This is a genomic window from Herbaspirillum sp. SJZ099 (assembly GCF_007828355.1).
Classification (GTDB): Bacteria; Pseudomonadota; Gammaproteobacteria; order Burkholderiales; family Burkholderiaceae_D; genus Herbaspirillum.
On record NZ_VIUO01000002.1, the window covers coordinates 301,457 to 327,347 of the forward strand.

Here is a 25,891-nt window from a genome sequence, read left to right on the forward strand (position 1 = left end):
GCAAGCCGGTATAATCTCGGCTGCTCAACTAATTTCAAGCGATTCCTCCCGGCGCGGGTGTTCCGATGCGTCGCGGCCGCTTCCGCTTTACCTGCCATTCCCATGCTCGCACAACAGAAACAAAGCATTGCCGACCTGTTTTCATCCGCGTTGAAGCCGCTCGTCGCCGGCACCGACCTGCAACCCAGCATCACGCTGGAGCGCCCGCGCGATCCGTCGCATGGCGACATCGCCTGCAACATCGCCATGCAACTGGCCAAGCCGCTGAAGAAGAACCCGCGCGAACTGGCGCAAGCCATCGTGGACGCCGTGCTGGCCGATCCGGCGCGCGACGGCCTGGTGGAGTCGGCGGAAATCGCCGGTCCCGGCTTCATCAACCTGCGCGTGGCGGCTGCCGCCAGGCAGGCGGTGGTAAAGGCGATCTTCGAACAGGGCGCCGACTTCGGCAAGAGCCGGGCCGGCGAAGGCAGGAAGGTGCTGGTCGAGTTCGTCTCCGCCAACCCCACTGGTCCGCTGCACGTAGGCCACGGCCGCCAGGGCGCGCTCGGCGATGCGCTGTCGTCGTTGCTGGAAGCGCAGGGCTACGACGTGCTGCGCGAGTTCTACTACAACGACGCCGGCGTGCAGATCGCCACGCTGGCCACTTCCGTGCAGGCGCGCGCGCGCGGCGTCAAGCCGGGCGACGCCGGCTGGCCGGAGTCGGCCTACAACGGCGACTACATCGCCGACATCGCGCGCGACTTCCTCGACCAGAAGACCGTCTCTGCCAGCGATGGCGAACCGGTCACCGCCAGCGGCGATGTCGAGGACATCGAATCGATCCGCCGTTTCGCCGTGGCCTACCTGCGCCATGAGCAGGATCTCGACCTGCAGGCCTTCGGCGTGAAGTTCGACAATTACTATCTCGAGTCCTCGCTGTACGCCGACGGCAAGGTGGCCGCCGCGGTCGAGGCGCTGGTCAAGGCCGGCAAGACCTACGAGCAGGACGGCGCGCTGTGGCTGCGCACCACCGACTATGGCGACGACAAGGATCGCGTCATGAAGAAGACCGACGGCACCTACACCTACTTCGTGCCCGACGTCGCCTATCACATCAACAAATGGCAGCGCGGCTACGGCAAGGTCATCAACGTCCAGGGCAGCGACCACCACGGCACCATCGCGCGCGTGCGCGCCGGCCTGCAGGCCGCCGGCGTGGGCATCCCGCAGGGCTACCCCGACTACGTGCTGCACAAGATGGTCACCGTCATGCGCAACGGCGAAGAGGTCAAGATCTCCAAGCGCGCCGGTTCCTACGTCACGCTGCGCGACCTGATCGAATGGTCGGCCGGGGAGGCCATCGAAGGCGAAGCCCGCGACCTGACCCGCGGCCGCGATGCGGTGCGCTTCTTCCTGATCTCGCGCAAGGCCGACACCGAGTTCGTGTTCGACGTCGACCTGGCGCTGGCGCAGTCCGACGAAAACCCGGTCTATTACGTGCAGTACGCCCACGCGCGCATCTGCACGGTGCTGGGCAAGTGGGGCGGCGACGAGGAGGAACTCAAGGCCGTGGCCGACTTGTCGCCGCTGACCGCGCCGCGGGAAGCTGCGCTGCTGGCCAAGCTGGCCGAGTATCCGGAAATGCTGGCGCATGCGCTGGCCGAGCTCGGGCCGCACCAGGTGGCTTTCTATTTGCGCGATCTGGCAGGCGAACTGCATAGCTACTACAATGCGGAACGCGTCCTGGTCGACGATGTCCCAACCAGGCTCGCACGCCTGGCGCTGATGGCCGCCACCCGCCAGGTGCTGCGCAATGGCCTGGCGCTCTTGGGCGTATCGGCGCCGGCCAGAATGTAAATTGCTAACCAAGCCGCTAGGGCCTGTTAACAATTAATTTGCGAGATGCAACCCTCCGGGAGCAGCCAGCAAGCGTCGCCTGCCGTTGTTGTGGCTCCTTGCCGTAGCACCACTACGACGCGTCGCCACGCCTAGGCAGACAACGCTTGCTGGACACTCGCACTCGTAAATTAATGTTAACAGGCCCTAAGCTAATCAAGACAAGAGAAACGTGAAACAGTTGAACGCGAAACATCACAAACAGGCCGGCGGCACGCTGTTGGGCCTGATCCTGGGGTTGATCGTCGGGCTGGGCATCGCCGTCGGCGTGGCGCTGATGATCACCAAGTCGCCGATTCCCTTCGTCAACAAGGTGGTCCGTCCCGAGCGCGCCGATCCGACCCCGGCCCAGGCGGCCGACCCCAATCGTCCGTTGTACGGCAACCGCGACAGCAACCCGCCGCAATCGCAGACGCCGGTTCCGCCCAACACGGCCGCGGCGCAGCCAGTTGTCCCGGCGCCGGTCGCGCCAGCCAAGCCGGCTGAAACGAAGACCGCCGACGCCAAGCCTGCCTCCCAGGCGCCAGCCAAGGGCGATGCCGCCGACGACAAGTGGACTTACTTCCTGCAGACCGGCGCCTTCCGCGACCAGGCTGATGCGGAAAGCGCCCGCGCCAAGCTGGCCCTGCTCGGTTTCGAAGCCAAGGTCACCGAGCGTACCGCCGACAGCGGCGTACTGTACCGCGTGCGCATCGGCCCCTTCGAACAGGCCGAAACGATGAACCGGACGCGCAGCAAATTGTCCGATAACGGGGTCGATGCGGCGATCGTCCGCATTCCCAGGTAATTTAGTACAGGTTCTCAGACAAGAATCCGATTCGTCCCGGCAACAGGGGATAGCTGGCGGGGGAGCCGGATTCGGGGGCCGTGTCATCGGCCCTTTCCGAATATCCATCAGAGAAGGGTAATTTCATGCGTTTTTATCAACAGCTGCTGGCGGCAGTCAGCTTTGGCGTGCTGGCCCTGTCGGCCAGCGTGAATGCCGGCGCTTCGCCGGCCAATCCGCAAGCGGGCGCCGATTATCGCGTGCTGGACCAGGCCCAGCCCACCGACTCGGGCAACAAGGTGGAAGTCACCGAGTTCTTCTGGTTCGACTGCCCGCATTGCGCGGCCTGGGATCCGTCGCTGACGGCCTGGGTCAAGAAGCAGGGCGACAAGATCAACTTCAAGAAGGTGCCGGTGGCTTTCCGCGACAGCTTCGTGCCGCAGCAAAAGCTGTACTACGCGCTGGAAGCGATGGGTAAGGCGGAAGAACTGACGCCGAAGATTTTCCATGCGATCCATGTTGAAGGGCAGCGCATCAATACCGACAAGACCATCCTGGCCTATATCGAGAAGGTGGGCCTGGACAAGCAGAAATTCCTCGACCTGTACAACTCCTTCGGCGTGCAGACCAAGGCGCGCCGCGCGGCCCAGCTGCAGGAAGCCTACAAGGTCGATGGCGTGCCGATGATCGCCATCGAGGGCCGTTACGTCACTTCGCCGGCGCTGGTCGGCGTGGCGCTGGCCAACCAGCCGGAGTCGATGCAGCAGGCCGCAGCGCTGCAGGTGATGGACCATCTGGTTGCCAAGGCCGCGGCCGAAAAGGCGGCAGGCGCAGCAAAGAAGAAGTAAGCGCCTTGATTCGCCAGAACGGCACGCGTCCGCAAGGTCGCGGGCCGTTTTCATTTTGGCGCTGCCCGGTGCCGGCGCCCAGGCGCAACGCCGATAACGATGGCGATGTCGATGTCGATGCAGCGATCGTACGCGTTTCCGTGTAATTCATCCGATCAGAATCCGATGTGCGCCGGCGGCAGGGGATAATCGTCGCGGTAGTGTTGGGCAGGGGCTGGGACCAGGGTTGGCGGCGCTGTCGGATATTTATCAGAGAAGGGTAATGTCATGCGCTTTTATCAACAGCTGCTGGCGGCAGTCAGCTTTGGCGTGCTGGCCCTGTCGGCCAGCGTGAATGCCGGCGCTGCGCCGGCCAATCCGCAAGCGGGCGCCGATTATCGCGTGCTGGACCAGGCCCAGCCCACCGACTCGGGCGGCAAGGTGGAGGTTGTCGAGTTCTTCTTTTTCGACTGTGCGCATTGCGCCTCCTGGGATCCGTCGCTGATGGACTGGGTCAGGAAACAGGGCGACAAGATCAGCTTCAAGAAGGTGCCGGTGGCTTTCCGCGACAGGTTCACGCCGCAGCAGAAGCTGTACTACGCGCTGGAAGCGATGGGCAAGTCCGACGAGCTGGTGCCCAAGATTTTCCATGCGATCCACGTTCAGAAGCAGCGCATCAACACCGACAAGACCATCCTGGCCTATATCGAGCAGGCCGGCCTGGACAAGCAGAAATTCCTCGACCTGTACAACTCCTTCGGCGTGCAGACCAAGGCGCGCCGCGCGGTTCAGCTGCAGGAAGCCTACAAGGTCGACGGCGTGCCGATGATCGCCATCGACGGCCGTTATGTCACCTCCCTGGCGCTGGTCAGTGCGGCGCAGGCCAACCAGTCCGGACCGATGCTGCAAGCCGCAACATTGCAGGTGATGGATCACCTGGTCGCCAAGGCCGCGGCCGAGAAGGCGGCCGGCGCAGCAAAGAAGAAGTAAGCGCCTCGATCCGCCAGAGCGGCGCGCGTTTGCAAAGCCGCGAGCCGTTTTGATTCCAGGTTGTCCATCTTCACCCAGGCGCATGCATCAGAACAGACAGGAGCCGATATGGCGGATTCTCCCGGAACGACGAAACCCCGGCGCGTTTTCCTGACCGGCGCCTCCAGCGGCATCGGCATGGCGCTGGCGCGGGCCTATGCGCAGCAGGGCGCGACGCTGGGCCTGGTGGCGCGGCGCGCAGCCGAGCTGGACGCCTTGCGCGCCAGCCTGCCAGATCCGCAACGCCACCGCGTCTATGCGCTTGACGTCACCGACCATGCGGCGCTGCAGGCGGCGGCCGATGCCTTCATGGCCGAGTTCGGCGGCGCCGATGTGGTGATCGCCAATGCCGGCATCTCGCAAGGCACGCTGACCGAGTACCGCGAAGACCTGGCCGCCTTCGAGCGCATCCTGGCGGTCAACGTCACTGCCACGTTTGCCACTTTCACGCCTTTCGTCGCGCGCATGAAGGCGCTGCCCGAGGCCGAGCGCCGCCGCTGCCGGCTGGTCGGCATCGGCAGCGTGGCCGGCATCCGCGGCCTGCCGGGCGCCGGGGCCTATAGCGCCTCCAAGGCCGCGGTGATCAGCTACTGCGAGTCGCTGCGGGTGGAGTTGCGCAGCAGCGGCATCAGGGTGGTCACTATCGCCCCGGGCTATATCGATACGCCGATGACCCAGGTCAACCACTACCGCATGCCGTTCCTGATGCCGGTGGAGACATTCGCGGTGCGCGCATTGCAGTCGATTGCCGACGGCGCCAGTTACCGGGTCATCCCGTGGCAGATGGGCGTGGTCGCCAAGTTGCTCAGGATGTTGCCCAACTGGTTGTACGATATGGCGTTCGCACGCGCCCCCCACAAGAAACGCAATCTGTAATAACGCAATCTGTATTTTTTGCCGCCGCGCAGTGTCGGCGGCATTTGGAGCCACCATGAAGATCATCTTTGCCGGCACGCCGGAATTCGCCGCCGTCGCGCTCGAAGCGCTGTACGCTGCCGGCCACGACATCGCCCTGGTGCTGACCCAGCCCGACCGTCCGGCCGGGCGTGGCATGCAATTGCAGGCCTCGCCGGTCAAGCAATGCGCGCAGAAGCACGGCACGCCGGTAGCGCAGCCGGTCTCGCTGCGGCTGGACGGCAAGTATCCCGAGGTCGCCCAAGAGGCGCATGCACTGCTGCGCATGACGCCGCACGACGTCATGGTGGTGGCGGCTTACGGCCTGATCCTGCCGAAGAGCGTGCTCGACATTCCGCGCCTGGGCTGCATCAATATCCACGGATCGCTGTTGCCGCGCTGGCGCGGCGCCGCGCCGATCCACCGCGCCATCGAAGCGGGCGACGCCGAGACCGGCATCACCATCATGCAGATGGAAGAAGGGCTCGATACCGGGCCCATGTTGCTGATCGAAAGCTTGCCGATCGCCGACGACGATACGACCGGCAGCCTGCACGACAAGTTGGCCGTGTTGGGCGGCAAGATGATTGTCGACGCATTGGCCAGGCTGGAACAAGACCGGTTGCCGGCCACGCCGCAGCCGGAGCAGGGCGCCAATTACGCCCCCAAGATCGCCAAGGAAGAGGCCGCGCTCGACTTCTCGCGACCGGCTGCCGAGCTGGCGCGCAAGATCCGCGCCTTCAATCCCTTCCCCGGCGCCAGCGGGCGTTTCGGCGAAACCGTCATCAAGATCTGGCAGGCGCGGCCGGTCAGCATTGCGCTGCAGGGCGTGCCGGGCCAGGTGCTGTCGGCCGATGCCCAGGCCGGCATCGTGGTGGCTTGCGGCGATGGCGCGCTGCTGCTGACCGAACTGCAAAAGCCGGGCGGCAAGCGTTTGCCGGCATCGGAGTTCCTCAAGGGCTTCGCGCTGGAGGACGGGCGTTTCGTTTGAGTGGTCAGGGCTTCAGGTTGGGGCAATACCCGACGCAAGAGCGGGATGCTGGGCAGGAGTGTTTTTCCAAAAAGGGGGGAAATCATGGATCAATTGACAGCCATGCGTACGTTCCGCCACGTCGTCGACGCCGGCGGATTCTCGGCGGCGGCGGTGGCGCTGGACATGTCGCACAGCGTGGTGTCGCGCCAGGTGCGCCAGCTGGAGCAGGCACTGGGCGCGCAACTGCTCAACCGCACCACGCGCCGCTTCGCGTTGACGGAAGTGGGGCAGTCCTACTATCAGCGCTGTGTGCAGATCCTGGACCAGATCGAGGATGCGGCGCAGATGGTGCACCATCACCAGAGCCACCCTTCCGGCCTGCTGCGTATCAATGCGCCGATGGTGTTCGGCATCATGGAAGCCGGCAAGTGGCTGCCGGACTTCATGCGCAGCTATCCCGAACTCAAGGTCGACTTCGTGTGCAATGACCGTTTCGTCGACCTGATCGCCGAGGAATTCGACGTCGGCTTGCGCATCACGCGCACCCTGCCGGACTCGACGCTGGTCGCCAGGCGCCTGTGCGCCAGCGACATGGTGCTGGTCGCCTCGCCGGCCTATGTGAAGCGGCACGGCCTGCCGCGCACGCCCGCCGATCTGGCGGCCCACAACTACATGGCGTATTCGCTGGCGTTGCAGACTACCGAACTGAGCTTTACCGGGCCGGACGGCGCGCTGTCCAATGTGGCCGTGAGCGGCAATCTGCAATCCAACAGCGGCATGGTGGTGTGCGATGCGGTGCGCGCCGGCATGGGCATTACCGCTTCGGCCACCTTCGTCGTTTGCGAAGACCTGCGGCGCGGCGACCTGGTGCAGCTTTTGCCCGATTACCGCCTGCATTCGCGCGACCTGTATGCGCTCTATCCGCAAAACCGCCACATGTCGCCCAAGGTGCGCGCCTTCGTCGACTTCGTCGGTAACTACTATGCGCAGAACCGCTGGGCATTCTGAATGCTGCTTGCCCGGCACAAATAAAAACCCGCTGCAAATGCATGCAGCGGGTTTTTGTTTGGGGGAATGCGCTTACTTCTTCTCGACCGGAATCAGGTCGAAGTGGTCCGCCTGATATTGGAACAGCACGCAGTCGTCGCCCTTTTCGCAACCGCTGTAATGCGGCATGCGCGCCGGCAGGTTATAGAAGGAACCGGCCGGGTACTGGATGCGCTTGCCGTCGATGACGGCGTAGAAGGTGCCCTTCAGGACCACCGTCGGCAGGTTTTGTGTGTGCATGTGGTAAGGATTGTCCTTGCCGGCCGGGAAGATCACGAAGGCGTCGTAAGGACCCTTGCCGGTGATGCTGCCGCGAACATCGGCGACCTTGATGCCGCCGGTGCCCGGCAGTTCGCGCCATTGCAGGTCGGAGGCGGGGAACGAGACCAGCGGTTGGGCCTTGACTTCCGCCTTTTTGGGGGCGTTTGCCAGGGCGGCGGAGGTGGCGGCGATACCGGCGATCAGCAGTGCGGCGGTGGCGATACGTTTCATGTCGGAGTACTCCTTTAAGGTCGGGTGAGTCAAGCGTGAAGAAAGACGGGCCGGATCGGCTCAGGCTACGTTCATTTCCAGGATGGCATTGGTGTCGAGCACGCTGCCGAAGGTGTCGGCGATGCTGACCAGGGATGCGCGGTGCAGTGCGTCGTGTGCGATGACGCCGCCGTCGGGCGCCTCGATGTCGCGCGTGGCGCAGGCATCGGCGGCCACGATCACGTCGAACCCGGCCGGCGCCGCGTCGCGGGCCGCGCCTGCCACGCAGGCATGGGTCATCAGGCCGGTGATCAGCAAGGTCTTGATGCCGGCGGCCTTGAGCTGCGCCTCGATGTCGGTGCCCTGGAAGACGCTGACATTGGCTTTCTTGACCAGATGGTGATGCGCTGCCGGCTGGATCTCGGGATGGAGGGCGACGGTGGCGCCGCCTTCGGCGAAGATCGGCGTGCCGGCCGGCGTCACATGCTGCACGTGGAACACCGGCATGCGGTGGCGGTCGGCCATGGCGACCAGCCGCCTGGCGTTGGCCAGCGCCGCCTTGCCGTCGGGGATCGGCATCATGCCGGTGAAATATTCGTTCTGGAAATCGATGACCAGCAGGGCGGTGCTGGCGGCCTCAAGCGAAACCGGGGCAAGCGCGCCGGCGATGCTGCGGATGGTGGGGTGCGACATGTTCTGCTCCTGGTTGATTGACGACAGGACGAAGCATAGTCAGGCGCAGGCGTGCCCGATAGTAGCGGCATGCGACAAGATCTGTGCTGAAAACGCACAAATCCGGATGGAGGGCTTCAGGCAGGCGAGGGTTGCTTCAGTCGGGAAGCGGCAGCGGGCTGGCGGGCTTGATCTCTTCCATGCAGACCATCGAGCGCACGCCGGCCACCCCCGGCACCTGCATCAGGCGGTCGGTCAGGAAGGATGACAGGCTCTTGAGGTCGGCCGCCGCCACCTTGAGCAGGTAATCGAAGTCGCCCGAAATGGTGTAGCACTCCAGGATTTCCGGGAATTGCCGGATCGCTTTCTCCACGCTGCGCACCTGCTTGAACTGTTCGCGCGCCAGCGAGAGGCTGACGAAGGCGATCACTCCCAGCCCCAGCGCGGCCGGATCGAGGCGGGCGGCATAGCCGCGGATCACGCCGTCCTGCTCCAGCCGCTGCACCCGCCGGTAGCACTGCGGGGGCGACAGGTTCGCCTTGTCCGACAGTTCGACATTGCTGGCGCGACCGTTTTGCTGCAGGGTTTCCAGGATGATGCGGTCGAAACGATCGAATTTTTCCATGTTGATGGATTTTTAGAATGAATCGTTCATATTTTAATGTTTAAGAGAATAAAAAAGAACGGTAATTTCGCAATCCTGAAACTATCATGTATCCATGGAGTCAATTGGCGGCGCTGAGCGGATCTTGCCGCAAAGGCTGCGCCAATGTGCATGGGAGGCAACATGAACGCCCGCATCGATAATCCGCACATCGCATTGGAGCAACGCTATTGCGCGCACAACTACGCGCCGCTGCCGGTCGTGCTCAGCCGCGGCCACGGCGTATGGCTGTGGGACGACCAGGGCCGCCGCTACATGGACATGATGTCGGCCTATTCGGCCGTCAGCTTCGGCCATGCCAACGCCGCGCTGGTAGAGGCGCTGACGCAGCAGGCGCAGCGTCTGGCGGTGACCTCCCGCGCCTTCTACAGCGACCGGCTGGGGCTGTTCCTGCAGCGCCTGTGCGAGATGACCGCAATGGAACGCGCGCTGCCCATGAACAGCGGCGCCGAGGCGGTCGAGACGGCCATCAAGGCGGCCCGCAAATGGGCCTACAGGCGCAAGGGCGTGGCCGATGGCCGGGCGCGCATCGTGGTGTGCCGCGGCAACTTCGCCGGCCGCACCACCACCATTGTCGGTTTCTCGTCGGAGGTGCAGTACCGTGACGGCTTCGGCCCCTTCGACGGCGGTTTCGACAGCATCCCGTTCGGCGATGCCGCCGCGCTGGAAGCGGCCATCACGCCCGATACCGCGGCCTTCCTGGTCGAGCCCATCCAGGGCGAAGGCGGCATCATCGTGCCGCCCGAAGGTTACTTGCGGCAATGCCGCGAGATTTGCACGCGCCATCGCGTCCTGATGATCTGCGATGAGGTGCAGACCGGGCTGGGACGCACCGGCAAGCTGCTGGCCTGCGACCACGAAGGCATCCGGCCGGATGGCCTGGTGCTGGGCAAGGCGCTCGGCGGCGGCTTGTTGGCGGTATCGGCGTTCCTCGCTTCGAGCGAGGTGATGGATGTGTTTGTTCCGGGCGACCATGGCAGCACCTTCGGCGGCAATGCGCTGGCGGCGGCAGTCGGTTTCAAGGCGCTGGAGCTGCTGCAGGATGGCGCCCTGGCGGCCAATGCCGGGCGGCTCGGGGAGCGTTTGCGTGCAGGCTTGCGCGCCATCGGCCACCCGGCCATCCGCGCGGTGCGCGGCAAGGGTTTGCTGATCGGCATGGACCTCGATCCCAAAGTGATCGGCGCGCGGGCGTTTTGCGAACGCCTGATGGCGCACGGCATCCTGTCCAAGGAAACCCACGAGACCGTGGTGCGCTTCGCGCCGCCGCTGGTCATCGACGATGAGCAGATCGATACCGCCTTGCGCATCATCGGCGAGGTTTTCCATGAAATCCCGGCCCCACCCCAAGGAGAATCAATATGAAGCAGCAACGCCACGAGCTCTTCCTGATGTGCCCGCCAGGACACTTCGAAGTGTCCTATGTGATCAACCCCTGGATGGAAGGCAATGTCGCCCATGGCGACCGGGCGCTGGCCGCGCGGCAGTGGCAGGCGCTGCGCGACGGCCTGGGGCAGGTGGCCGAGGTGCGCGAGATGCCGTCCGTCGCCGGCCTGCCGGACATGGTGTTTACCGCCAACGGCGGCCTGGTGCTGGAGGACAAGGTGGTGTTGTCGCGTTTTCGCCATGCCGAGCGCCAGGGGGAGGAAGCGCATTTCGCCGGATGGTTCGGGGAACAGGGCTTGCGCGTGCTGCGCATGCCCGACGCGGTTGCCTTCGAAGGGGCCGGCGACGCTTTGCTGGATCGGCAGTCCGAACTGCTGTGGATGGGTTACGGCCATCGCACCGACGTGCTGGCGGCGCCGCTGATCGCCGGCTGGCTGGACCTCGAAGTGCAGTCGCTGCAACTGGCCGACCCGCGTTTCTATCACCTGGATACCTGCTTCTGCCCGCTCGAGGGCGGCTATGTGATGTACTACCCGGCCGCGTTCGATGCCGCTTCGCAAAAGGCGATCGCCTGCCGGGTGCCGCAGCAACGGCGCATCGTCGTCGGTGAGCAGGACGCGCTGGATTTCGCCTGCAACACCGTCAATGCCGGCCGCCACGTATTCCTGAACCGGGCCTCGCCGCCATTGCGCGCACAGCTGGAGGACAAGGGGTTTGAGGTGCATGAAACGCCGTTGTCCGAATTCATGAAGGCCGGCGGCGCCGCCAAGTGCCTGACCCTCAAGCTGACCGAGCCGCGCCGGCGCGCGGCCAATGCAGGCCGCCTGGAGGAAGGAACGGCCAGATTGTCGGCCTGAGCGGCTTTTATCGGCCGACCACCAGCGGCAGATGGCGCCAGAACAGCTCGGCGCCCAGGTGCACCTTGTCTTGCCAGTCGCTGGCCGAATCGTCGTCGGCGCCGTCGGTGATGAACTTGAAGGCGCGCCAGGGCACGCCGAAGTGGCGGCATACGCGGGCGATGGCGAACAGTTCCATGTCCACCAGGTCGATCTTTTCCCGCAGCAGCCAGTCGTCGGCGGCGGTGACGAAGCTGTCGCCGGTGCCGCACACGACTCCCGGATAGCCCGATTCCAGCCGCGCCGGCTGCTCGGTTTCACTGGCCAATGGCGTCACCCCGCGCGGCGCCAGCGGCATGGCCAGCATGTCGCGCTGGACCACGGCAGCCACTTCCAGCAGGCCGTCATGCAACGGATCGATCTTGCCGGCGGTGCCGAAGTTGATCACCAGTTCGGGTTTGCCGGCCAGTAAGCGCCGGGTCGTGTGCAGGGCGGCATTGACCTTGCCCACGCCGCAATAGACCACTTCCACGCCCGGCGGCGCATCGGCGGCATTGAGTTCGCTTTCCAAGGCGGTGAGGATGACGATGCGGGCGTGCGGGTTCTGGGAGGCGGGCATGGAGTGTTGTCGGGCTGTTGTCGTTCTGGAATGTTGCGGTCTTGCCGGGCGCAAGCGCCCGCCGCCGGGGAAGGATAGCCCCTTTGGCGTATAATTTAACAATATTTTTCGCCCTGAAAACCGGCCCCGCGACGGCCGTTTTTTTTGCCCCTGACCCCGGGGCACGGCGCATTTCCGCTCTAAGACGAGAACCAGCCAGATGAAGCCGAACGAACTCTGCCAGACCGAATTGCTGTTGCGCGACCTGATGTCCAAGCGCATCCTGATCCTCGATGGCGCCATGGGCACCATGATCCAGCAATACAAGCTGACCGAGGAAGACTACCGCGGCCAGCGCTTCGCCGATTTCAGCGTTCCCGGCAAGGAACTCTTCGTCAAGGGCAACAACGAACTGCTGTCGCTGACCCAGCCGCACATCATCCAGGAAATCCACGAGCAATACCTGGCCGCCGGCGCCGACCTGATCGAGACCAATACCTTTGGCGCCACCGGCGTGGCCCAGGACGATTACCACATGGCCCATCTCGTCTACGAGATGAACCTGAAGTCGGCCCAGCTTGCGCGCGCCGCCTGCGACAAGTATTCGACGCCCGACAAGCCGCGTTTCGTGGCCGGCGCGCTCGGCCCCACGCCCAAGACCGCCTCGATCTCGCCGGACGTCAACGACCCGGCCGCGCGCAACGTCAGCTTCGACCAGCTGGTGGCCTCGTACCTGGAGCAGACCCGCGCGCTGGTCGAGGGCGGCGCCGACGTGCTGCTGGTCGAAACCATTTTCGACACGCTCAACTGCAAGGCCGCGCTGTTCGCCATCGACACCTTCTTCGAAGAATCCGGCAAGCGTCTGCCGATCATGATCTCCGGCACCGTGACGGACGCCTCCGGTCGTATCCTCTCGGGCCAGACCGTGACCGCGTTCTGGAACTCGATCCGCCATGCGCGCCCGCTGACGGTGGGCCTGAACTGCGCGCTGGGCGCGGCGCTGATGCGCCCGTATGCGGAAGAATTGTCGCGCATCGCCGACACCTACGTCTGCATTTACCCCAACGCCGGCCTGCCCAACCCGATGAGCGACACCGGCTTCGACGAGACGCCGGACGTCACCTCGGCGCTGTTGAAGGAGTTCGCCGAAAGCGGTTTCGTCAACGTCGCCGGCGGCTGCTGCGGCACCACGCCGCCGCACATCAAGGCGATCGCCGAGACGGTGGCCTCGATCGCCCCGCGCAAGATCCCCGATACCACGCACGAAATGCGCCTGTCGGGACTGGAGCCGTTCACCATCAACGACCAGTCGCTGTTCGTCAACGTCGGCGAGCGCACCAACGTCACCGGTTCCAAGGCCTTCGCCCGCCTGATCCTGAATGAACAGTACGACGAGGCGCTGGCCGTGGCGCGCCAGCAGGTCGAGAACGGCGCGCAGATCATCGACATCAACATGGACGAGGCGATGCTCGATTCGGTCGCCGCCATGACGCGCTTCCTGAACCTGATCGCCTCCGAGCCGGATATCGCGCGCGTGCCCATCATGATCGACTCCTCCAAGTGGGAAGTGATCGAGGCCGGCCTGAAGTGCGTGCAGGGCAAGTCCATCGTCAACTCCATCTCGATGAAGGAAGGCGAGGCCAAGTTCCTGCACGAGGCCAAGCTGTGCCGCCGCTACGGCGCGGCCGTGATCGTGATGGCCTTCGACGAGGTCGGCCAGGCCGACACCTACGCGCGCAAGATCGAGATCTGCGAGCGCGCCTATCGCCTGCTGGTGGACAAGGTCGGCTTCCCGCCGGAAGACATCATCTTCGACCCCAACATCTTCGCGGTGGCCACCGGCATCGAAGAGCACAACAACTACGCGGTGGACTTCATCGAAGCCACCCGATGGATCCACGACAACCTGCCCTACGCCAAGATCAGCGGCGGCGTGTCCAACGTGTCCTTCAGCTTCCGCGGCAACGACCCGGCACGCGAGGCGATCCACACCGTGTTCCTGTACCACGCCATCAAGGCCGGCATGACCATGGGCATCGTCAATGCCGGCATGATCGGCGTCTACGACGACTTGCCGGCCGCATTGCGCGAGGCGGTCGAGGATGTGGTGCTCAACCGCCGTCCGGACGCCACCGAACGCATGATCGAGATCGCCGCCACTCTCAAGGCCGGCGACAAGAAGGAAGAGGCCACGCTGGAGTGGCGCAACGGCAGCGTCGAGCAGCGCCTGTCGCACGCGCTGGTGCACGGCATCACGCAATGGATCGTGGAAGACACCGAGGAAGCGCGCCAGAACCTGCTCAAGTCCGGCGGACGTCCCATCCACGTGATTGAAGGCCCGTTGATGGACGGCATGAACGTGGTCGGCGACCTGTTCGGCCAGGGCAAGATGTTCCTGCCGCAGGTGGTGAAATCGGCGCGCGTGATGAAGCAGGCGGTGGCCCACCTGATTCCCTTCATCGAGGAAGAGAAGCGCCTGCAGGAGATCGAGACCGGCGTGGTGGCCAAGCCCAAGGGCAAGATCGTGATCGCCACCGTCAAGGGCGACGTGCACGACATCGGCAAGAACATCGTCACCGTGGTCCTCCAGTGCAACAATTTCGAGGTGGTGAACATGGGCGTGATGGTGCCGTGCTCGCAGATCCTGGCCAAGGCCAAGGAAGAGAACGCCGACATCATCGGCCTGTCCGGCCTGATCACGCCGTCGCTGGAAGAGATGGCCTATGTCGCCAAGGAAATGCAGCGCGACCCGTATTTCAGCGGCGTGAAGATGCCGTTGCTGATCGGCGGCGCCACCACTTCGCGCGCGCATACCGCGGTCAAGATCGCGCCCAATTACGAAGGCCCGGTGGTCTACGTGCCGGACGCCTCGCGTGCGGTATCGGTGGCGCAGTCGCTGCTCACGCCCGAGCAGAAGGACCAGTACATCGCCGATATCAATGCCGACTACGAGCGCATCCGCGAGCAGCACGCCAACAAGAAGGCGGTGCCGATGCTGGCGCTGGCGGCCGCGCGCGCCAACAAGACCAGGCTGGATTTCGCGCCGGTCAAGCCCAAGTTCATCGGTCGCCGGGTGTTCAAGAACGTCGACCTCGGGATGCTGGCCAACTACATCGACTGGGGCCCGTTCTTCCAGACCTGGGACCTGGCCGGTCCTTACCCGGCCATCCTCAAGGACGAAGTGGTGGGCGAAGCGGCTTCCAAGGTGTTCGAGGAAGCCCAGGCCATGCTCAGGAAGATCGTCGACGGTCGCTGGCTGACCGCCAATGGCGTGGTGGCGCTGCTGCCGGCCAATACCGTCAACGACGACGACATCGAGATCTACACCGACGACTCGCGCAGCCAGGTCGCCTTCACCTACTACGGCACGCGCCAGCAGACCGAGAAGCCGGTGGTGGACGGCGTGGCGCGTCCCAACCAGTGCCTGTCGGACTTCATCGCGCCCAAGGACTCGGGCATTGCCGATTACATCGGCATGTTCGCGGTGACGGCCGGCCTGGGCATCGAGAAGTACGAGAAGCGTTTCGAAGACGCGCATGACGACTATTCCTCGATCATGCTCAAGGCCCTGGCCGACCGCCTGGCCGAAGCCTTTGCCGAATACCTGCACGAGCGCGTGCGCAAGGATTTGTGGGGCTATGCGCCGGACGAGTCGCTGAGCAACGCCGAGCTGATCAAGGAGCAATACCTCGGCATCCGCCCGGCGCCGGGTTATCCGGCCTGCCCGGAGCATACGGTCAAGGCCGATGCCTTCCGCGTCATGCAATGCGAGGAAATCGGCATGCAGCTCACCGAGTCGTACGCCATGTTCCCGGGCGCGGCGGTGTCGGGTTTCTACTTCGCGCATCCGCAGTCCAAGTACTTCGTGGTCGGCAAGATCGGCGAAGACCAGGTGGAAGACATGGCCCAACGGCGCGGCGTGCCCAAGGAAGAGATCGAGCGCTGGCTGGCGCCCAATCTCTAACGTTCTATCTTGAATTCGTATACCGTCCTGCTATCATCCTGCGCCATGATCGATTCCGCCGACAACGCCACCCATCCGCTGCCCGTGACCGGAGCCACGCGCCTGCACTTTTCCGGGGCCTCGCGCAGCACCTTCATAGTAGACCTCGGCCAGGACTTGCTGGGCGACTGGATCCTGACCCAGACCTGGGGCGGTACCCAGATGCAGCGCGGCGGCGGCAAGCGCATCGTGGTCGACGGCCATGAAGCGGGCTTGCTGATGCTGCAGAAGATCGCGCAGAAGAAAGAGCGCAGCGGTTATCGCCAGGTGCATCCTTACCACGTGCGTTCGTATTGGCTGTAGCGTTTGGCCGTCAGGTTCTGGCCAAGGCCGCCCGCAGGGCGTAATGCCGTTCAGTTAAGCGCTGAACGGCATTTGTGTTTGTGGAGGTTTGAGGAGACCAGACGCCGTTCGCCCTGAGTAGCTGCGCAGCAGCGTATCGAAGGGCAGGCAAGGGCGCCAACGGTGATGCGCTGGCTTCGATACGGCCCTGGCGGGCCTACTCAGCCCGAACGGGTTCTGTGATGAGTGATTCAGAATGAGCCTTAACCGAACGGCATTAGTCCGCTGGGCGGCCTTTGTTTTTGCGCCTTATCAGGCTCGCCTGCAGCCAAAATGCGACCGTGTTAGTCTGTGCAGCGCACGCCGCCACCCGGGCGGCATGATGCCGAAGCGATAAAAACCACAAGCGCGTGGTTATAAGAACACGGAGACAAACAGTGGATTCCAGCCCATCCAGTCAGGCCGCAAGCCGGCACCAGATCGACTCGCCCTACGCCGCCATACGGCTGTTCATCACGCTGATCCTGATGATCGTCGGCGCCAGCGGCATGTATGTGGTGGCGGTGGTGCTGCCGGAAGTGCAGGCCGATTTCGGCGTGGCGCGCGGCATGGCTTCATTGCCCTACACGCTGACGATGCTGGGGGTGGGCGTCGGCGGCGTGCTGATGGGGCGCCTGGCCGACAAGGCCGGCATCACCGTGCCGCTGATGCTGGGCGGCGCCTGTCTTGGCGGCGGGTTTGTCGCGGCGGCGCTGGCGCCCAACATCTGGGTCTTCATGGCGGCGCACTGTATCCTGATCGGCCTGCTCGGCACGTCGGCGACCTTTTCGCCGCTGGTGGCCGATACCTCCTTATGGTTCCTCAAGCGGCGCGGCATCGCGGTGGCGGTATGCGCCAGCGGCAATTACCTGGGCGGCGCGATCTGGCCGCCGATCGTCCAGCACTTCGTCGGCGCGGTCGGCTGGCGGCAAACCTATATCGGACTGGGCATCATCTGCGCCGTCGTCATGTGCTCACTGGCCTTGCTGATGCGCGCGCGTCCGCCGGCGCTGGCGGCGGACGCCCATGCCGCGCGCGCCGGCGCCGGCAACCGCCCCTTCGGCCTTGCCACCGGCCAGGCGCAATTGCTGCTGTGCGTGGCCGGCGTGGCCTGTTGCGTGGCGATGGCCATGCCGCAGGTGCATATCGTGGCGTATTGCGGCGACCTCGGCTACGGCCCCGCGCGCGGCGCCCAGATGCTGTCGCTGATGCTGGCCTGCGGCGTGGTCAGCCGGCTGGTATCGGGCGCTATTTGCGACCGTATCGGCGGCCTGCGCACGCTGCTGCTGGGGTCGGTCTTGCAGTGCCTGTCGCTGCTGCTGTTCCTGCCGTTCGACGGGCTGGCTTCGCTGTATGTGATCTCGGCGCTGTTCGGCCTGTTCCAGGGCGGCATCGTGCCGTCCTACGCCATCATCGTGCGCGAGTATTTCCCGGCGGCCGAGGCTGGCCAGCGCGTGGGGACGGTCATCATGTGCACCATGTTCGGCATGGCGCTGGGCGGCTGGATGTCGGGCAAGATCTTCGACCTCACCGGCTCCTACCACGCGGCGTTTGCCAATGGCATAGGCTGGAACCTGGTCAACCTGTCGATCGCATGCCTGTTGCTCATGCGGGTGCGCGGCGTTCGCCTGAAGACGGCCTGAGCGCCGTCCAGGCCGCATGGCCGGTTGCCGCGGTTGGCAGCCGGGCGGCTTTCCGCTACGCTTGTGGGCGGCGGGGAATCCGCGCCATCCCTATAACGATTTGCCACCCTTCCTGCGCCCAGCATGCTGATCCTGTTCCTCAAAGCGGCCATCCTGATCCCGATCACGCTGCTGCCGATCCTCAACCCGCTTGGCATCGCCCCGGTGTTCGCCAACCTGCTGGGCAATGTCAGCCGCAAGACGGAAAAGAAGATCGCGCGCCAGGTGGCGATCAATTGCTGGTTCATGCTGGTGGGGGCGATCTTCATCGGTTCGCACGTGTTGACGTTCTTCGGCATTTCGCTGCCCATCGTGCGTGTCGGCGGCGGCTTGCTGGTGGCGGCATCGGGCTGGAAACTGCTCTCCAATAACAGCCAGGACTCGGCCATCCCCAACCAGGTGGCCAAGAGCTACGACGAAGACCTGCCGGACGAGGAAATCAAGGCCCGCAGTTTCTACCCGATGAGTTTTCCATTGACCGTCGGGCCAGGCACCATCGCGGCATCGATCACGCTGGGCGCGAACACGCCCACGCGCTTGCTGGATTGGGTGATTTCGGTAGGGAGCGCGGCCTTCGGCGCGGCGCTGACCGCGCTGGCGGTTTTCCTGTGCTACAACTATGCGCAAAAGCTGGTGCAGCTGATGGGGCGCCTGGGGACGATGGTGGTATTGCGCCTGTCGGCGTTCATCTTGCTGTGCATCGGCATCCAGATCTTCTGGTCCGGCATGGCGGCCTTGCTGGCGGAAGCGGGCATCAGCGGCGCGGCGCCCTGAGCGCCTTTCCGAGGCCGATGGCCGCTTATCTCAGCCAGCCCAGTTCATCCAGAGCATCCTGCACCAGCTCCAGCCGCACCAGCGGATTGTCCAGGGCCAGCAGTGTTTGCTTGACCTCGACCGGCACCGGCATCATCTCGGCCCAGCGGTTGGCGACCCAGCCGCAATCGTTCAGTTTGAACGGCATGGCGATCGGCACCTCGCTCTCCGGCAATCCCTGGCGCATCACCGATTGCAGCAGATGCTCCAGCGCCTGCGAGGTATTGGTCAGTTCTTCGGGAATCGCCACCGCATGGTCGGCTTCCATCATCTCCACTTCGGCCGTCCATAGCCCGTGCTTTTGCTGCTCCGCCTGCAGGATGCGAAAGCGCGCGGCGCCGCTGCAGGCGATGCGCATCAGGCCCACCGAAGGAGTGGACCATTCGTTGATGCTGGCGACCGTGCCGACGCCGACGAAGCGTTCGGTCTGGCCCGGCCGGCGCACTTCCGAACCTTCGGTCAATGCCACCACGCCGAAGCCGCTGCCTTCGGCGATGCATTTTCCGATCATGTCGAGGTAGCGTACTTCGAAGATCTGCAAGGGCAGGCGGCCATCGGGAAACAGCGTGCTGGCCAGCGGAAACAGCGGGATGGTTTGCGCCGAAATCGGCCGGCGGGGTGTGGCGGGAGCGGCGGGCATGATCGGTGACGGGCGTTGTAAGCGGGCCTTCACGTCCGCAGCGAATACCGGTTTTCCGCCACGCATTCATAGCGCTGGACGATGTAGCCGTTGTCGTCCACGCTCTCCAGGTAGACGTCGAATTGCCATAGCCGCGCCATGTGGCGCAACACCTCGTTGGTGCTGTCGCCCAGCGAGCGGCCGTCGCTGCGGAAATGGCGCAGCGTCAGGCTGCGGTTGCCGCGCGTGTTGACCGACCATACCTGGATGTTGGGTTCGCGGTGGTTGATGTCGTACTGGCGCGAGAGCGCCTGGCGCACATACTGGTAACCGCGCTCGTTGTGGATGGCCGACACTTCCATTTCGCTGCGGGACTCGTCGTCGAGCACCGCGAACATGCGCATGTCGCGCATCAGCTTTGGCGACAGGTATTGCGCCACGAAGCTCTCATCCTTGAAATTGCGCATCACGTGATGCAGGGTTTCCAGCCAGTCGCTTCCGGCGATGTCGGGAAACCATTCGCGGTCTTCATTGCTTGGATCTTCGCAGATGCGGCGGATGTCGCTCATCATCGAAAAGCCCAGCGCATACGGATTGATGCCGTTGTAATAGGGCTTGGTGATGGGCGGCTGGAACACCACGTTGCTGTGCGAATGCAGGAACTCCATCATGAAGCCGTCGGTCAGCCGTCCCTGGTCGTACAGCGTATTCAACAGCGTGTAGTGCCAGAAGGTGGCCCAGCCTTCGTTCATTACCTGGGTCTGGCGCTGCGGATAGAAATACTGGCCGATCTTGCGCACGATGCGCACCACTTCCCGTTCCCATGGTTCGAGCAGCGGCGCGTTCTTTTCGGCGAAATACAGCAGGTTCTCCTGCGGCTCCGGCGGGAAGCGTTCTTCGACCAGCGCGGCAGCCGCTTCCTTCTTCGCCGGCAATGTGCGCCACAATTCATTGACCTGCGACTGCAGGTAAGCCTCGCGCTCGCGCTGGCGCGCCCGTTCCTGGGACAGCGACAGCCGTTGTGGACGCTTGTAGCGGTCCACGCCATAGTTCATCAGGGCGTGGCAGGAGTCCAGCAGTTCCTCGACCCGTTCGAAGCCATGCCTTTCCTCGCATTCGGCGATGTAGTTGCGGGCGTATACCAGGTAGTCGATGATGGCGCTGGCGTCGGTCCACAGCTGGAACAGGTAGTTACCCTTGAAAAAGGAATTGTGGCCATAGGCCGCATGCGCGATGACCAGCGCCTGCATGGTCATCGTGTTTTCTTCCATCAGGTAGGCGATGCAGGGATCGGAGTTGATCACGATCTCGTAGGCCAGGCCCATCTGGCCGCGCTTGTAGTCGCGCTCGGTCAGCATGAAATGCTTGCCGTAGGACCAGTGCCGGTAGTTCACCGGCATGCCGTGCGAGGCGTAGGCATCCATCATCTGCTCGGCCGAGATGATCTCCAGCTGGATCGGATAGATATCCAGCTTGTATCCCGCCGCCACGCGGGCGATCTCGTCGTTGTAGCGTTCGATCAGGTCGAAGCTCCAGTCCGACGGGCAGGGCAGCGGATCGTACTTGAAGCGGCTGTTCATGCGTGCACCTGTTTTTCAAAGAGTTCGCGGAACACCGGATAGATCTCGGCCGCCGATTGCACCTTCTTCATGGCGAAGTGCGGGTGCGAATCGATCAGTTGCAGGTACTCGGTCCACAGGTTCTGCTCCGGCTCGGCCACCTGGATATAGGCGAAGTAGCGCATCAGCGGCAGGATCGCGTTTTCCAGGAGCTCGCGGCACTTGGGGGAGTCGTCGTTCCAGTTGTCGCCGTCGGAGGCCTGGGCGCCGTAGATGTTCCATTCGCTGGGGGGATAGCGTTTAGCGATGATCTCGTGCATCAGCTCCAGCGCGCTGGAGACCACGGTGCCGCCGCTTTCCTGCGAATGGAAGAAGGTTTCCTCGTCGACTTCGTCGGCGCGCGTGTGGTGGCGGATGAACACCACCTCGATGTGCTCGTAATTGCGCGTCAGGAACAGGTACAGCAGGATGAAGAAGCGCTTGGACAGATCCTTGCGCTGCTCGTCCATCGAGCCCGACACGTCCATCACGCAGAACATCACGGCGCGGCTGGACGGCTGCGGCTGGCGCACCCGGTTGACGTAGCGCAGGTCGAACGGATCGATGAAGGGGATGCGCCAGATGCGCGAGCGCACATGATGGATTTCTTCTTCCAGCAACTTGATTTCGGGCAGGTGTTCGTTCGGGTCGCGGTTGAGTTCGGCCAGCTGCGCTTCAAGTTCCTCCAGCTTGTTCTGCAGCGGCGCCCCCAGCGCGATGCGCCGCCCCAGCGAACTGCGCAGCGAGCGCACGATGTCGATGTTGGTGGGGGAGCCGTCCACCGAATAGCCGGCGCGCATGTTCTTCCAGTTGGGCAGCGTCATCAGGTTGGTTTCCACCAGCCGCGGCAGCTCCAGGTCTTCGAAGAAGTACTGCATGAATTCTTCGCGCGTAAGCTCGAAGGCGAAGTCATCCTCGCTTTCCCCTTCGTTGCTGGCCGCGCTGCCGCCTTCGCCGCCTCCGCCGTTCTGGCGCGGGATGCGGTCGCCCTGCAGGTAATCCTGGTTGCCCGGATGCACGGCTTCGCGCCGGCCGCCCTTGCCGTGATGGAAAAAGGGTTCCGAGACATCCTTGCGCGGGATGCTGATGCTCTTGGATTGTTCCAGATCGGTGATGCTGCGGTCGCGGATTGCATCCGCCACCGAGCGTTGAATATGCCCGCGGAAGCGCCGCAGGAAGCGCTCCCGGTTGGCAATCCCCTTGTTTTTGCCAGCTAGCCTACGGTCGATAATCTGATGCAGCACTGTCCGTTCTCCTGCTGGTCCTCAGCGGGCGGGCTGTCGCGGCAGTCTTTGCAGACAGCCCGATGTGTTGCCGGCGCACACCGGTCGCTGAAGAACCGGTGCGCGCCAAACGCGGCTTACGACGACTTGCGCACGCGCAAATACCATTCGCACAGCAGGCGCACTTGCTTGGGCGTGTAACCCTTGCTGACCATGCGGTTGACGAAGTCTTCGTGCTTTTGCATTTCTTCAGTGGAGCCCTTGGCATTGAAGGAGATGACCGGCAGCAGGTCCTCGGTGTTGGAGAACATCTTTTTCTCGATCACCACGCGCAGCTTTTCGTAGCTGGTCCACAGCGGGTTCTTGCCGCCGTTGTTGACCCGCGCGCGCAGCACGAAGTTGACGATCTCGTTACGGAAGTCCTTCGGATTGCTGATGCCGGCCGGCTTCTCGATCTTTTCCAGTTCGGCGTTGAGCGCGGCGCGGTCGAAGCTTTCGCCGGTGTCGTGGTCGCGGTATTCCTGGTCCTGGATCCAGAAGTCGGCGTAGGTCACATAGCGGTCAAACACGTTCTGGCCGTACTCCGAATACGATTCCAGGTAGGCGGTCTGGATTTCCTTTCCGATGAATTCGGCGTAGCGCGAGGCCAGCGTGTCCTTCACGAAGGACAGGTATTTCTGTTCGACCTCCTGCGGGAACTGCTCGCGCTCGATCTGCTGTTCCAACACATACATCAGGTGCACCGGATTGGCCGCGACCTCAGTGCTGTCGAAGTTGAACACGCGCGAGAGGATCTTGAACGCGAAGCGCGTCGAGATGCCGGTCATGCCTTCGTCGACGCCGGCGTAGTCGCGGTATTCCTGGTACGACTTGGCCTTGGGGTCGGTGTCCTTCAGGTTCTCGCCGTCATACACCTGCATCTTGGAGAACAGGCTGGAGTTTTCCGGTTCCTTCAGGCGCGTCAGGATGGAGAACTGGGCCATCATCTTCAGCGTGCCGGGCGCGCAGGTGGCCTTGGCCAGCGAAGAGGTGCGGATCAGTTTCTCGTAGATCTTGATCTCCTCGGACACGCGCAGGCAATACGGCACCTTGACGATGAAGATGCGGTCCAGCAGCGCCTCGTTGTTCTTGTTGTTGCGGAAGGCCTTCCATTCCGATTCGTTGGAGTGGGCCAGGATCACGCCGTCGAAGGGGATCGCGCCGAAGCCTTCGGTGCCCTTGAAGTTGCCTTCCTGGGTTGCGGTCAGGAGCGGGTGCAGCACCTTGATTGGCGCCTTGAACATTTCGACGAATTCCAGCAGGCCCTGGTTGGACAGGCACAGGCCGCCCGAGTAGCTGTAGGCGTCGGCGTCGTCCTGCGAATACTGTTCCAGCTTGCGGATGTCGACCTTGCCTACCAGCGTGGAGATGTCCTGGTTGTTCTCGTCGCCCGGCTCGGTCTTGGAGATGGCGATCTGGCGCAGGATGGACGGGTAGCGCTTGACCACGCGGAACTGGCGGATGTCGCCGTTGTACTCATGCAGGCGCTTGACCGCCCACGGGCTCAGGATCGGCTTCAGATAGCGGCGCGGGATGCCGTACTGCTCTTCCAGGATGGGGCCGTCCTCGTCGTAGTCGAACAGGCCGAGCGGCGATTCGTTGACCGGCGAGCCCTTGATGGAATAGAAGGGCACCTGTTCCATGAGCTGCTTGAGGCGTTCGGCGATGGACGACTTGCCGCCGCCGACCGGCCCCAGCAGGTAGAGGATCTGCTTTTTTTCCTCCAGGCCTTGCGCGGCATGGCGGAAATAGGCGACCACCTGTTCAATGACTTCTTCGGCGCCGTAGAACTCCCTGAAGGCGGGATAGACCTTGATCACCTTGTTGGCAAAGATGCGCGAGAGCATCGGGTCTTCCCGGGTGTCGACCTTTTCGGGGTCGCCGATGGCCATCAGCATCCGTTCGGCAGCAGATGCATACACCGCCGGATCGTTCTTGCAAAGATTCAGATACTCTTCAAGCGAACATTCTTCTTCTCTGGTCTTGTCGAACCGGCTTGCAAAGCTGCTGTAGATATCCATACCACCTCCGTCGCTTCAAAAGATACGAAACAGATTCATATGTCTGGACTTGCCATCTGCGGTTATCGAAGAGCGCGTCGGCGGGCTTGGAAAGGCGCCATTGCCGAAGTGCTCTTTGAAAGCCGTAGCATCGACAGCGCGATGCGAAAGACCTCGGTTTTTATTCTATTCCTTTTTCTCTTTCTGCTACTGATCGAATCGCATGTGCTTTGTTTCAGCATAGGCCGGATTTATTTTCGCGTAGAGGAAAACACCTGGCGTTTTGCATCCCTTCTTGCAGAAATGGGCTGCCGTCATGCCGACGCGCTCGCGCGATGGATCCCCGTCTTCCCATGCTCTTTCAATGTGCGGCAAGGCACGGCGGTTGACGCTGCGATGCGCTATTTTTGCGCGTCACGCCGCCCAGGAAAGACCTGGTCGCCAATATGGGAAAACGGCGCGGCAACGACGCTGCCGGCCTGCCGCGGCAGCGCCTCTGGTCGTGCGCGCCGGGCTGGTTTTTCGCGCCGCGCATGCGCGCGCATCCCTCGCTTTCGTTATAGCTGGAATCGTGCCAGATGGGGAAAACTTCTTGTGTGCGCAGCGGTATGGCATGCCGCGCCCTGCGTTCAAGTGCGCGGCCCGGCAATATCATCGCTGCGACATGGCAGTTGTTCTTTTGGGCGAGCGACAGCGCGGCTTTTTTGTAACGACGGCGGGATGCATTCGCCAAGTGTTGCTGTTGAGCCTCATTTGCCATGCCCGCAGCGTCGGCGGCTGCAGGGCTTGGCGGAATCGTTTTTTTTCGCATGTCGATATGCAACGTATGCATGCGGCTGCGCGGTAAGAAGGCCATTTCGCGATCCGGGGATGGAGGGGGGCAAGACCGTGCGCTCGAAATCTTTTAGAACATATATTGAGCGATCGGCGTGCGTGCGGGAGCGCATCTGGCGCGATGGCATTTCCCGGATGCATCATTTGTGTGCGTCGAAGGCGGCGGGCATGAAAATGATGTCATGCAGGAAATGTTTCCATGTTTGCATATGGGCGGTGTGGCATATCGGAGGAGCAGGATGCGCCCAAAAGCAGATAAGTCATTGACAGGTAAATGGAAAATGCAGTCTAATTCAGGGTTCACCATCTGAAGAATTGCGCACGGTGCCGTCGCAGTGCTCTTTCAGCTTTCAACTGGTCTGAATACCAACGTATAAAGACAAGAAGACACGCGGACGAAGAGGGGCCGACAAATGGTGTCAGCGATGCGGGGCTGCCGGGGCAACGGACAGCAGGGCATCGGTGATACGGAACAGGCACATTGAAAGCGGTTCCAGAATTCCGATTTATTTTTGCTGTTTGCTGAATAAGCATCCCAACTAAGCGAGTCCAACATGAAACGTACTTACCAACCTTCCGTCGTGCGTCGCAAGCGTACCCACGGTTTCCGCGCTCGTATGGCAACCCGTGGCGGCCGCGCCGTCATCAACGCTCGCCGCGCCAAGGGCCGCAAGCGTCTGGCTGCTGTTTAATAAGCCAACAAGCTGCGACAGTGCGCTGCTGC

The 25,891-nt window shown here is 63.2% G+C and carries 23 protein-coding genes; 14 read left to right on the top strand and 9 right to left on the bottom strand.

The genetic code is table 11. The features are described from left to right. The first annotated feature begins 102 nt into the window (after positions 1 to 102). The 7 genes from argS (at position 103) to FB597_RS06455 (ending at position 7,372) form a co-directional block, all read left to right on the top strand. Positions 103 to 1,836, top strand: coding sequence for an arginine--tRNA ligase (gene argS, locus FB597_RS06425; protein ID WP_141913928.1), 1,734 nt, complete (start codon positions 103 to 105; stop codon positions 1,834 to 1,836). A 211-nt stretch (positions 1,837 to 2,047) separates the two neighbouring features. Next, complete coding sequence (locus FB597_RS06430; RefSeq protein WP_141913927.1) at positions 2,048 to 2,662, top strand: SPOR domain-containing protein; 615 nt, start codon at positions 2,048 to 2,050, stop codon at positions 2,660 to 2,662. Positions 2,663 to 2,787: 125 nt separating this feature from the next. Continuing rightward, a complete protein-coding gene (locus tag FB597_RS06435) occupies positions 2,788 to 3,489 on the top strand; it encodes a thiol:disulfide interchange protein DsbA/DsbL (protein WP_141913926.1) in 702 nt (233 codons plus the stop codon). Between the two features lie 267 nt (positions 3,490 to 3,756). Beyond that, positions 3,757 to 4,458: a thiol:disulfide interchange protein DsbA/DsbL gene (locus FB597_RS06440; RefSeq protein ID WP_144768700.1), complete on the top strand. Its 702-nt coding sequence runs from the start codon at positions 3,757 to 3,759 to the stop codon at positions 4,456 to 4,458. Positions 4,459 to 4,566: 108 nt separating this feature from the next. Then, a complete protein-coding gene (locus FB597_RS06445; RefSeq protein WP_144768702.1) occupies positions 4,567 to 5,373 on the top strand; it encodes an SDR family oxidoreductase in 807 nt (268 codons plus the stop codon). A gap of 55 nt (positions 5,374 to 5,428) precedes the next feature. After that, the gene (gene fmt / locus FB597_RS06450) at positions 5,429 to 6,382 is read left to right on the top strand and encodes a methionyl-tRNA formyltransferase (protein WP_144768704.1); all 954 of its coding nucleotides are present in this window, start codon (positions 5,429 to 5,431) and stop codon (positions 6,380 to 6,382) included. Between the two features lie 84 nt (positions 6,383 to 6,466). Beyond that, the gene (locus FB597_RS06455; protein ID WP_144768706.1) at positions 6,467 to 7,372 is read left to right on the top strand and encodes a LysR family transcriptional regulator; all 906 of its coding nucleotides are present in this window, start codon (positions 6,467 to 6,469) and stop codon (positions 7,370 to 7,372) included. A 72-nt stretch (positions 7,373 to 7,444) separates the two neighbouring features. On the opposite strand, the gene FB597_RS06460 is transcribed toward FB597_RS06455, so the two are convergent. The 3 genes from FB597_RS06460 to FB597_RS06470 all read right to left on the bottom strand — a co-directional run bounded on the left by FB597_RS06460 (position 7,445) and on the right by FB597_RS06470 (position 9,179). Continuing rightward, positions 7,445 to 7,903 (bottom strand): cupin domain-containing protein, encoded by a 459-nt coding sequence (locus FB597_RS06460; RefSeq protein ID WP_141913921.1) that lies wholly within the window; start codon positions 7,901 to 7,903, stop codon positions 7,445 to 7,447. A 60-nt stretch (positions 7,904 to 7,963) separates the two neighbouring features. Then, on the bottom strand, positions 7,964 to 8,575 hold the full coding sequence (locus tag FB597_RS06465) for an isochorismatase family protein (RefSeq protein WP_144768708.1): 612 nt from the start codon (positions 8,573 to 8,575) through the stop codon (positions 7,964 to 7,966). Between the two features lie 136 nt (positions 8,576 to 8,711). Continuing rightward, positions 8,712 to 9,179, bottom strand: a complete 468-nt coding sequence (locus tag FB597_RS06470) for an Lrp/AsnC family transcriptional regulator (RefSeq protein ID WP_141913919.1) — start codon at positions 9,177 to 9,179, stop codon at positions 8,712 to 8,714. A 162-nt stretch (positions 9,180 to 9,341) separates the two neighbouring features. On the opposite strand from FB597_RS06470, the gene rocD reads away from it, so the two are divergent. Together rocD and FB597_RS06480 are read left to right on the top strand one after the other, a co-directional pair. After that, positions 9,342 to 10,580 (top strand): ornithine--oxo-acid transaminase, encoded by a 1,239-nt coding sequence (gene rocD / locus FB597_RS06475; RefSeq protein WP_255517093.1) that lies wholly within the window; start codon positions 9,342 to 9,344, stop codon positions 10,578 to 10,580. Continuing rightward, the gene (locus tag FB597_RS06480) at positions 10,577 to 11,458 is read left to right on the top strand and encodes a dimethylarginine dimethylaminohydrolase family protein (protein WP_144768712.1); all 882 of its coding nucleotides are present in this window, start codon (positions 10,577 to 10,579) and stop codon (positions 11,456 to 11,458) included. Before rocD ends, FB597_RS06480 begins: the two co-directional genes overlap by 4 nt. Before the next feature lie 7 nt (positions 11,459 to 11,465). On the opposite strand, the gene FB597_RS06485 is transcribed toward FB597_RS06480, so the two are convergent. After that, entirely contained in the window at positions 11,466 to 12,056 is a 591-nt protein-coding gene (locus FB597_RS06485) for a 5'-methylthioadenosine nucleosidase (RefSeq protein ID WP_141913916.1), read from the bottom strand. A 199-nt stretch (positions 12,057 to 12,255) separates the two neighbouring features. Here FB597_RS06485 and metH point away from each other — a divergent pair, with 199 nt between their 5' ends. From metH to FB597_RS06505, 4 genes are all read left to right on the top strand, one after another. Beyond that, positions 12,256 to 15,999 carry a methionine synthase gene (gene metH, locus FB597_RS06490; RefSeq protein WP_144768714.1) on the top strand — a complete coding sequence of 1,248 codons (3,744 nt, stop codon included), beginning with the start codon at positions 12,256 to 12,258 and terminating at the stop codon, positions 15,997 to 15,999. Positions 16,000 to 16,044: 45 nt separating this feature from the next. Further along, complete coding sequence (locus FB597_RS06495) at positions 16,045 to 16,341, top strand: hypothetical protein (protein WP_144768716.1); 297 nt, start codon at positions 16,045 to 16,047, stop codon at positions 16,339 to 16,341. A gap of 506 nt (positions 16,342 to 16,847) precedes the next feature. After that, positions 16,848 to 18,002, top strand: coding sequence for an MFS transporter (locus FB597_RS06500; protein WP_255517105.1), 1,155 nt, complete (start codon positions 16,848 to 16,850; stop codon positions 18,000 to 18,002). 123 nt (positions 18,003 to 18,125) lie between these two features. Next, on the top strand, positions 18,126 to 18,815 hold the full coding sequence (locus FB597_RS06505) for a MarC family protein (protein WP_141913912.1): 690 nt from the start codon (positions 18,126 to 18,128) through the stop codon (positions 18,813 to 18,815). 25 nt (positions 18,816 to 18,840) lie between these two features. On the opposite strand, the gene FB597_RS06510 is transcribed toward FB597_RS06505, so the two are convergent. From FB597_RS06510 to FB597_RS06530, 5 genes are all read right to left on the bottom strand, one after another. Then, positions 18,841 to 19,494 carry an LON peptidase substrate-binding domain-containing protein gene (locus tag FB597_RS06510; RefSeq protein ID WP_141913911.1) on the bottom strand — a complete coding sequence of 218 codons (654 nt, stop codon included), beginning with the start codon at positions 19,492 to 19,494 and terminating at the stop codon, positions 18,841 to 18,843. A gap of 29 nt (positions 19,495 to 19,523) precedes the next feature. Continuing rightward, positions 19,524 to 21,053, bottom strand: a complete 1,530-nt coding sequence (locus FB597_RS06515; protein ID WP_141913910.1) for a SpoVR family protein — start codon at positions 21,051 to 21,053, stop codon at positions 19,524 to 19,526. Further along, entirely contained in the window at positions 21,050 to 22,315 is a 1,266-nt protein-coding gene (locus FB597_RS06520; RefSeq protein WP_141913909.1) for a YeaH/YhbH family protein, read from the bottom strand. Before FB597_RS06520 ends, FB597_RS06515 begins: the two co-directional genes overlap by 4 nt. Positions 22,316 to 22,431: 116 nt before the next feature. Next, complete coding sequence (locus tag FB597_RS06525; RefSeq protein WP_144768719.1) at positions 22,432 to 24,354, bottom strand: PrkA family serine protein kinase; 1,923 nt, start codon at positions 24,352 to 24,354, stop codon at positions 22,432 to 22,434. Positions 24,355 to 24,694: 340 nt separating this feature from the next. After that, positions 24,695 to 25,189, bottom strand: a complete 495-nt coding sequence (locus tag FB597_RS06530; protein ID WP_144768720.1) for a hypothetical protein — start codon at positions 25,187 to 25,189, stop codon at positions 24,695 to 24,697. Between the two features lie 532 nt (positions 25,190 to 25,721). Here FB597_RS06530 and rpmH point away from each other — a divergent pair. Beyond that, a complete protein-coding gene (gene rpmH, locus FB597_RS06535) occupies positions 25,722 to 25,859 on the top strand; it encodes a 50S ribosomal protein L34 (RefSeq protein ID WP_006461360.1) in 138 nt (45 codons plus the stop codon). Positions 25,860 to 25,891: the final 32 nt, after the last annotated feature.

Bases quoted from the DNA above. Each gene is read 5' to 3' on its own strand.
- FB597_RS06530 (WP_144768720.1), bottom strand. From the start codon at position 25,189: ATGGCCTTCTTACCGCGCAGCCGCATGCATACGTTGCATATCGACATG.
- FB597_RS06440 (WP_144768700.1), top strand. From the start codon at position 3,757: ATGCGCTTTTATCAACAGCTGCTGGCGGCAGTCAGCTTTGGCGTGCTG.
- FB597_RS06465 (WP_144768708.1), bottom strand. From the start codon at position 8,575: ATGTCGCACCCCACCATCCGCAGCATCGCCGGCGCGCTTGCCCCGGTT.
- FB597_RS06505 (WP_141913912.1), top strand. From the start codon at position 18,126: ATGCTGATCCTGTTCCTCAAAGCGGCCATCCTGATCCCGATCACGCTG.
- FB597_RS06495 (WP_144768716.1), top strand. From the start codon at position 16,045: ATGATCGATTCCGCCGACAACGCCACCCATCCGCTGCCCGTGACCGGA.
- FB597_RS06455 (WP_144768706.1), top strand. From the start codon at position 6,467: ATGGATCAATTGACAGCCATGCGTACGTTCCGCCACGTCGTCGACGCC.
- rocD (WP_255517093.1), top strand. From the start codon at position 9,342: ATGAACGCCCGCATCGATAATCCGCACATCGCATTGGAGCAACGCTAT.
- metH (WP_144768714.1), top strand. From the start codon at position 12,256: ATGAAGCCGAACGAACTCTGCCAGACCGAATTGCTGTTGCGCGACCTG.
- FB597_RS06435 (WP_141913926.1), top strand. From the start codon at position 2,788: ATGCGTTTTTATCAACAGCTGCTGGCGGCAGTCAGCTTTGGCGTGCTG.
- fmt (WP_144768704.1), top strand. From the start codon at position 5,429: ATGAAGATCATCTTTGCCGGCACGCCGGAATTCGCCGCCGTCGCGCTC.
- FB597_RS06525 (WP_144768719.1), bottom strand. From the start codon at position 24,354: ATGGATATCTACAGCAGCTTTGCAAGCCGGTTCGACAAGACCAGAGAA.
- FB597_RS06445 (WP_144768702.1), top strand. From the start codon at position 4,567: ATGGCGGATTCTCCCGGAACGACGAAACCCCGGCGCGTTTTCCTGACC.
- FB597_RS06515 (WP_141913910.1), bottom strand. From the start codon at position 21,053: ATGAACAGCCGCTTCAAGTACGATCCGCTGCCCTGCCCGTCGGACTGG.
- FB597_RS06470 (WP_141913919.1), bottom strand. From the start codon at position 9,179: ATGGAAAAATTCGATCGTTTCGACCGCATCATCCTGGAAACCCTGCAG.
- FB597_RS06460 (WP_141913921.1), bottom strand. From the start codon at position 7,903: ATGAAACGTATCGCCACCGCCGCACTGCTGATCGCCGGTATCGCCGCC.
- FB597_RS06500 (WP_255517105.1), top strand. From the start codon at position 16,848: ATGATCGTCGGCGCCAGCGGCATGTATGTGGTGGCGGTGGTGCTGCCG.
- FB597_RS06480 (WP_144768712.1), top strand. From the start codon at position 10,577: ATGAAGCAGCAACGCCACGAGCTCTTCCTGATGTGCCCGCCAGGACAC.
- FB597_RS06510 (WP_141913911.1), bottom strand. From the start codon at position 19,494: ATGCCCGCCGCTCCCGCCACACCCCGCCGGCCGATTTCGGCGCAAACC.
- rpmH (WP_006461360.1), top strand. From the start codon at position 25,722: ATGAAACGTACTTACCAACCTTCCGTCGTGCGTCGCAAGCGTACCCAC.
- argS (WP_141913928.1), top strand. From the start codon at position 103: ATGCTCGCACAACAGAAACAAAGCATTGCCGACCTGTTTTCATCCGCG.
- FB597_RS06485 (WP_141913916.1), bottom strand. From the start codon at position 12,056: ATGCCCGCCTCCCAGAACCCGCACGCCCGCATCGTCATCCTCACCGCC.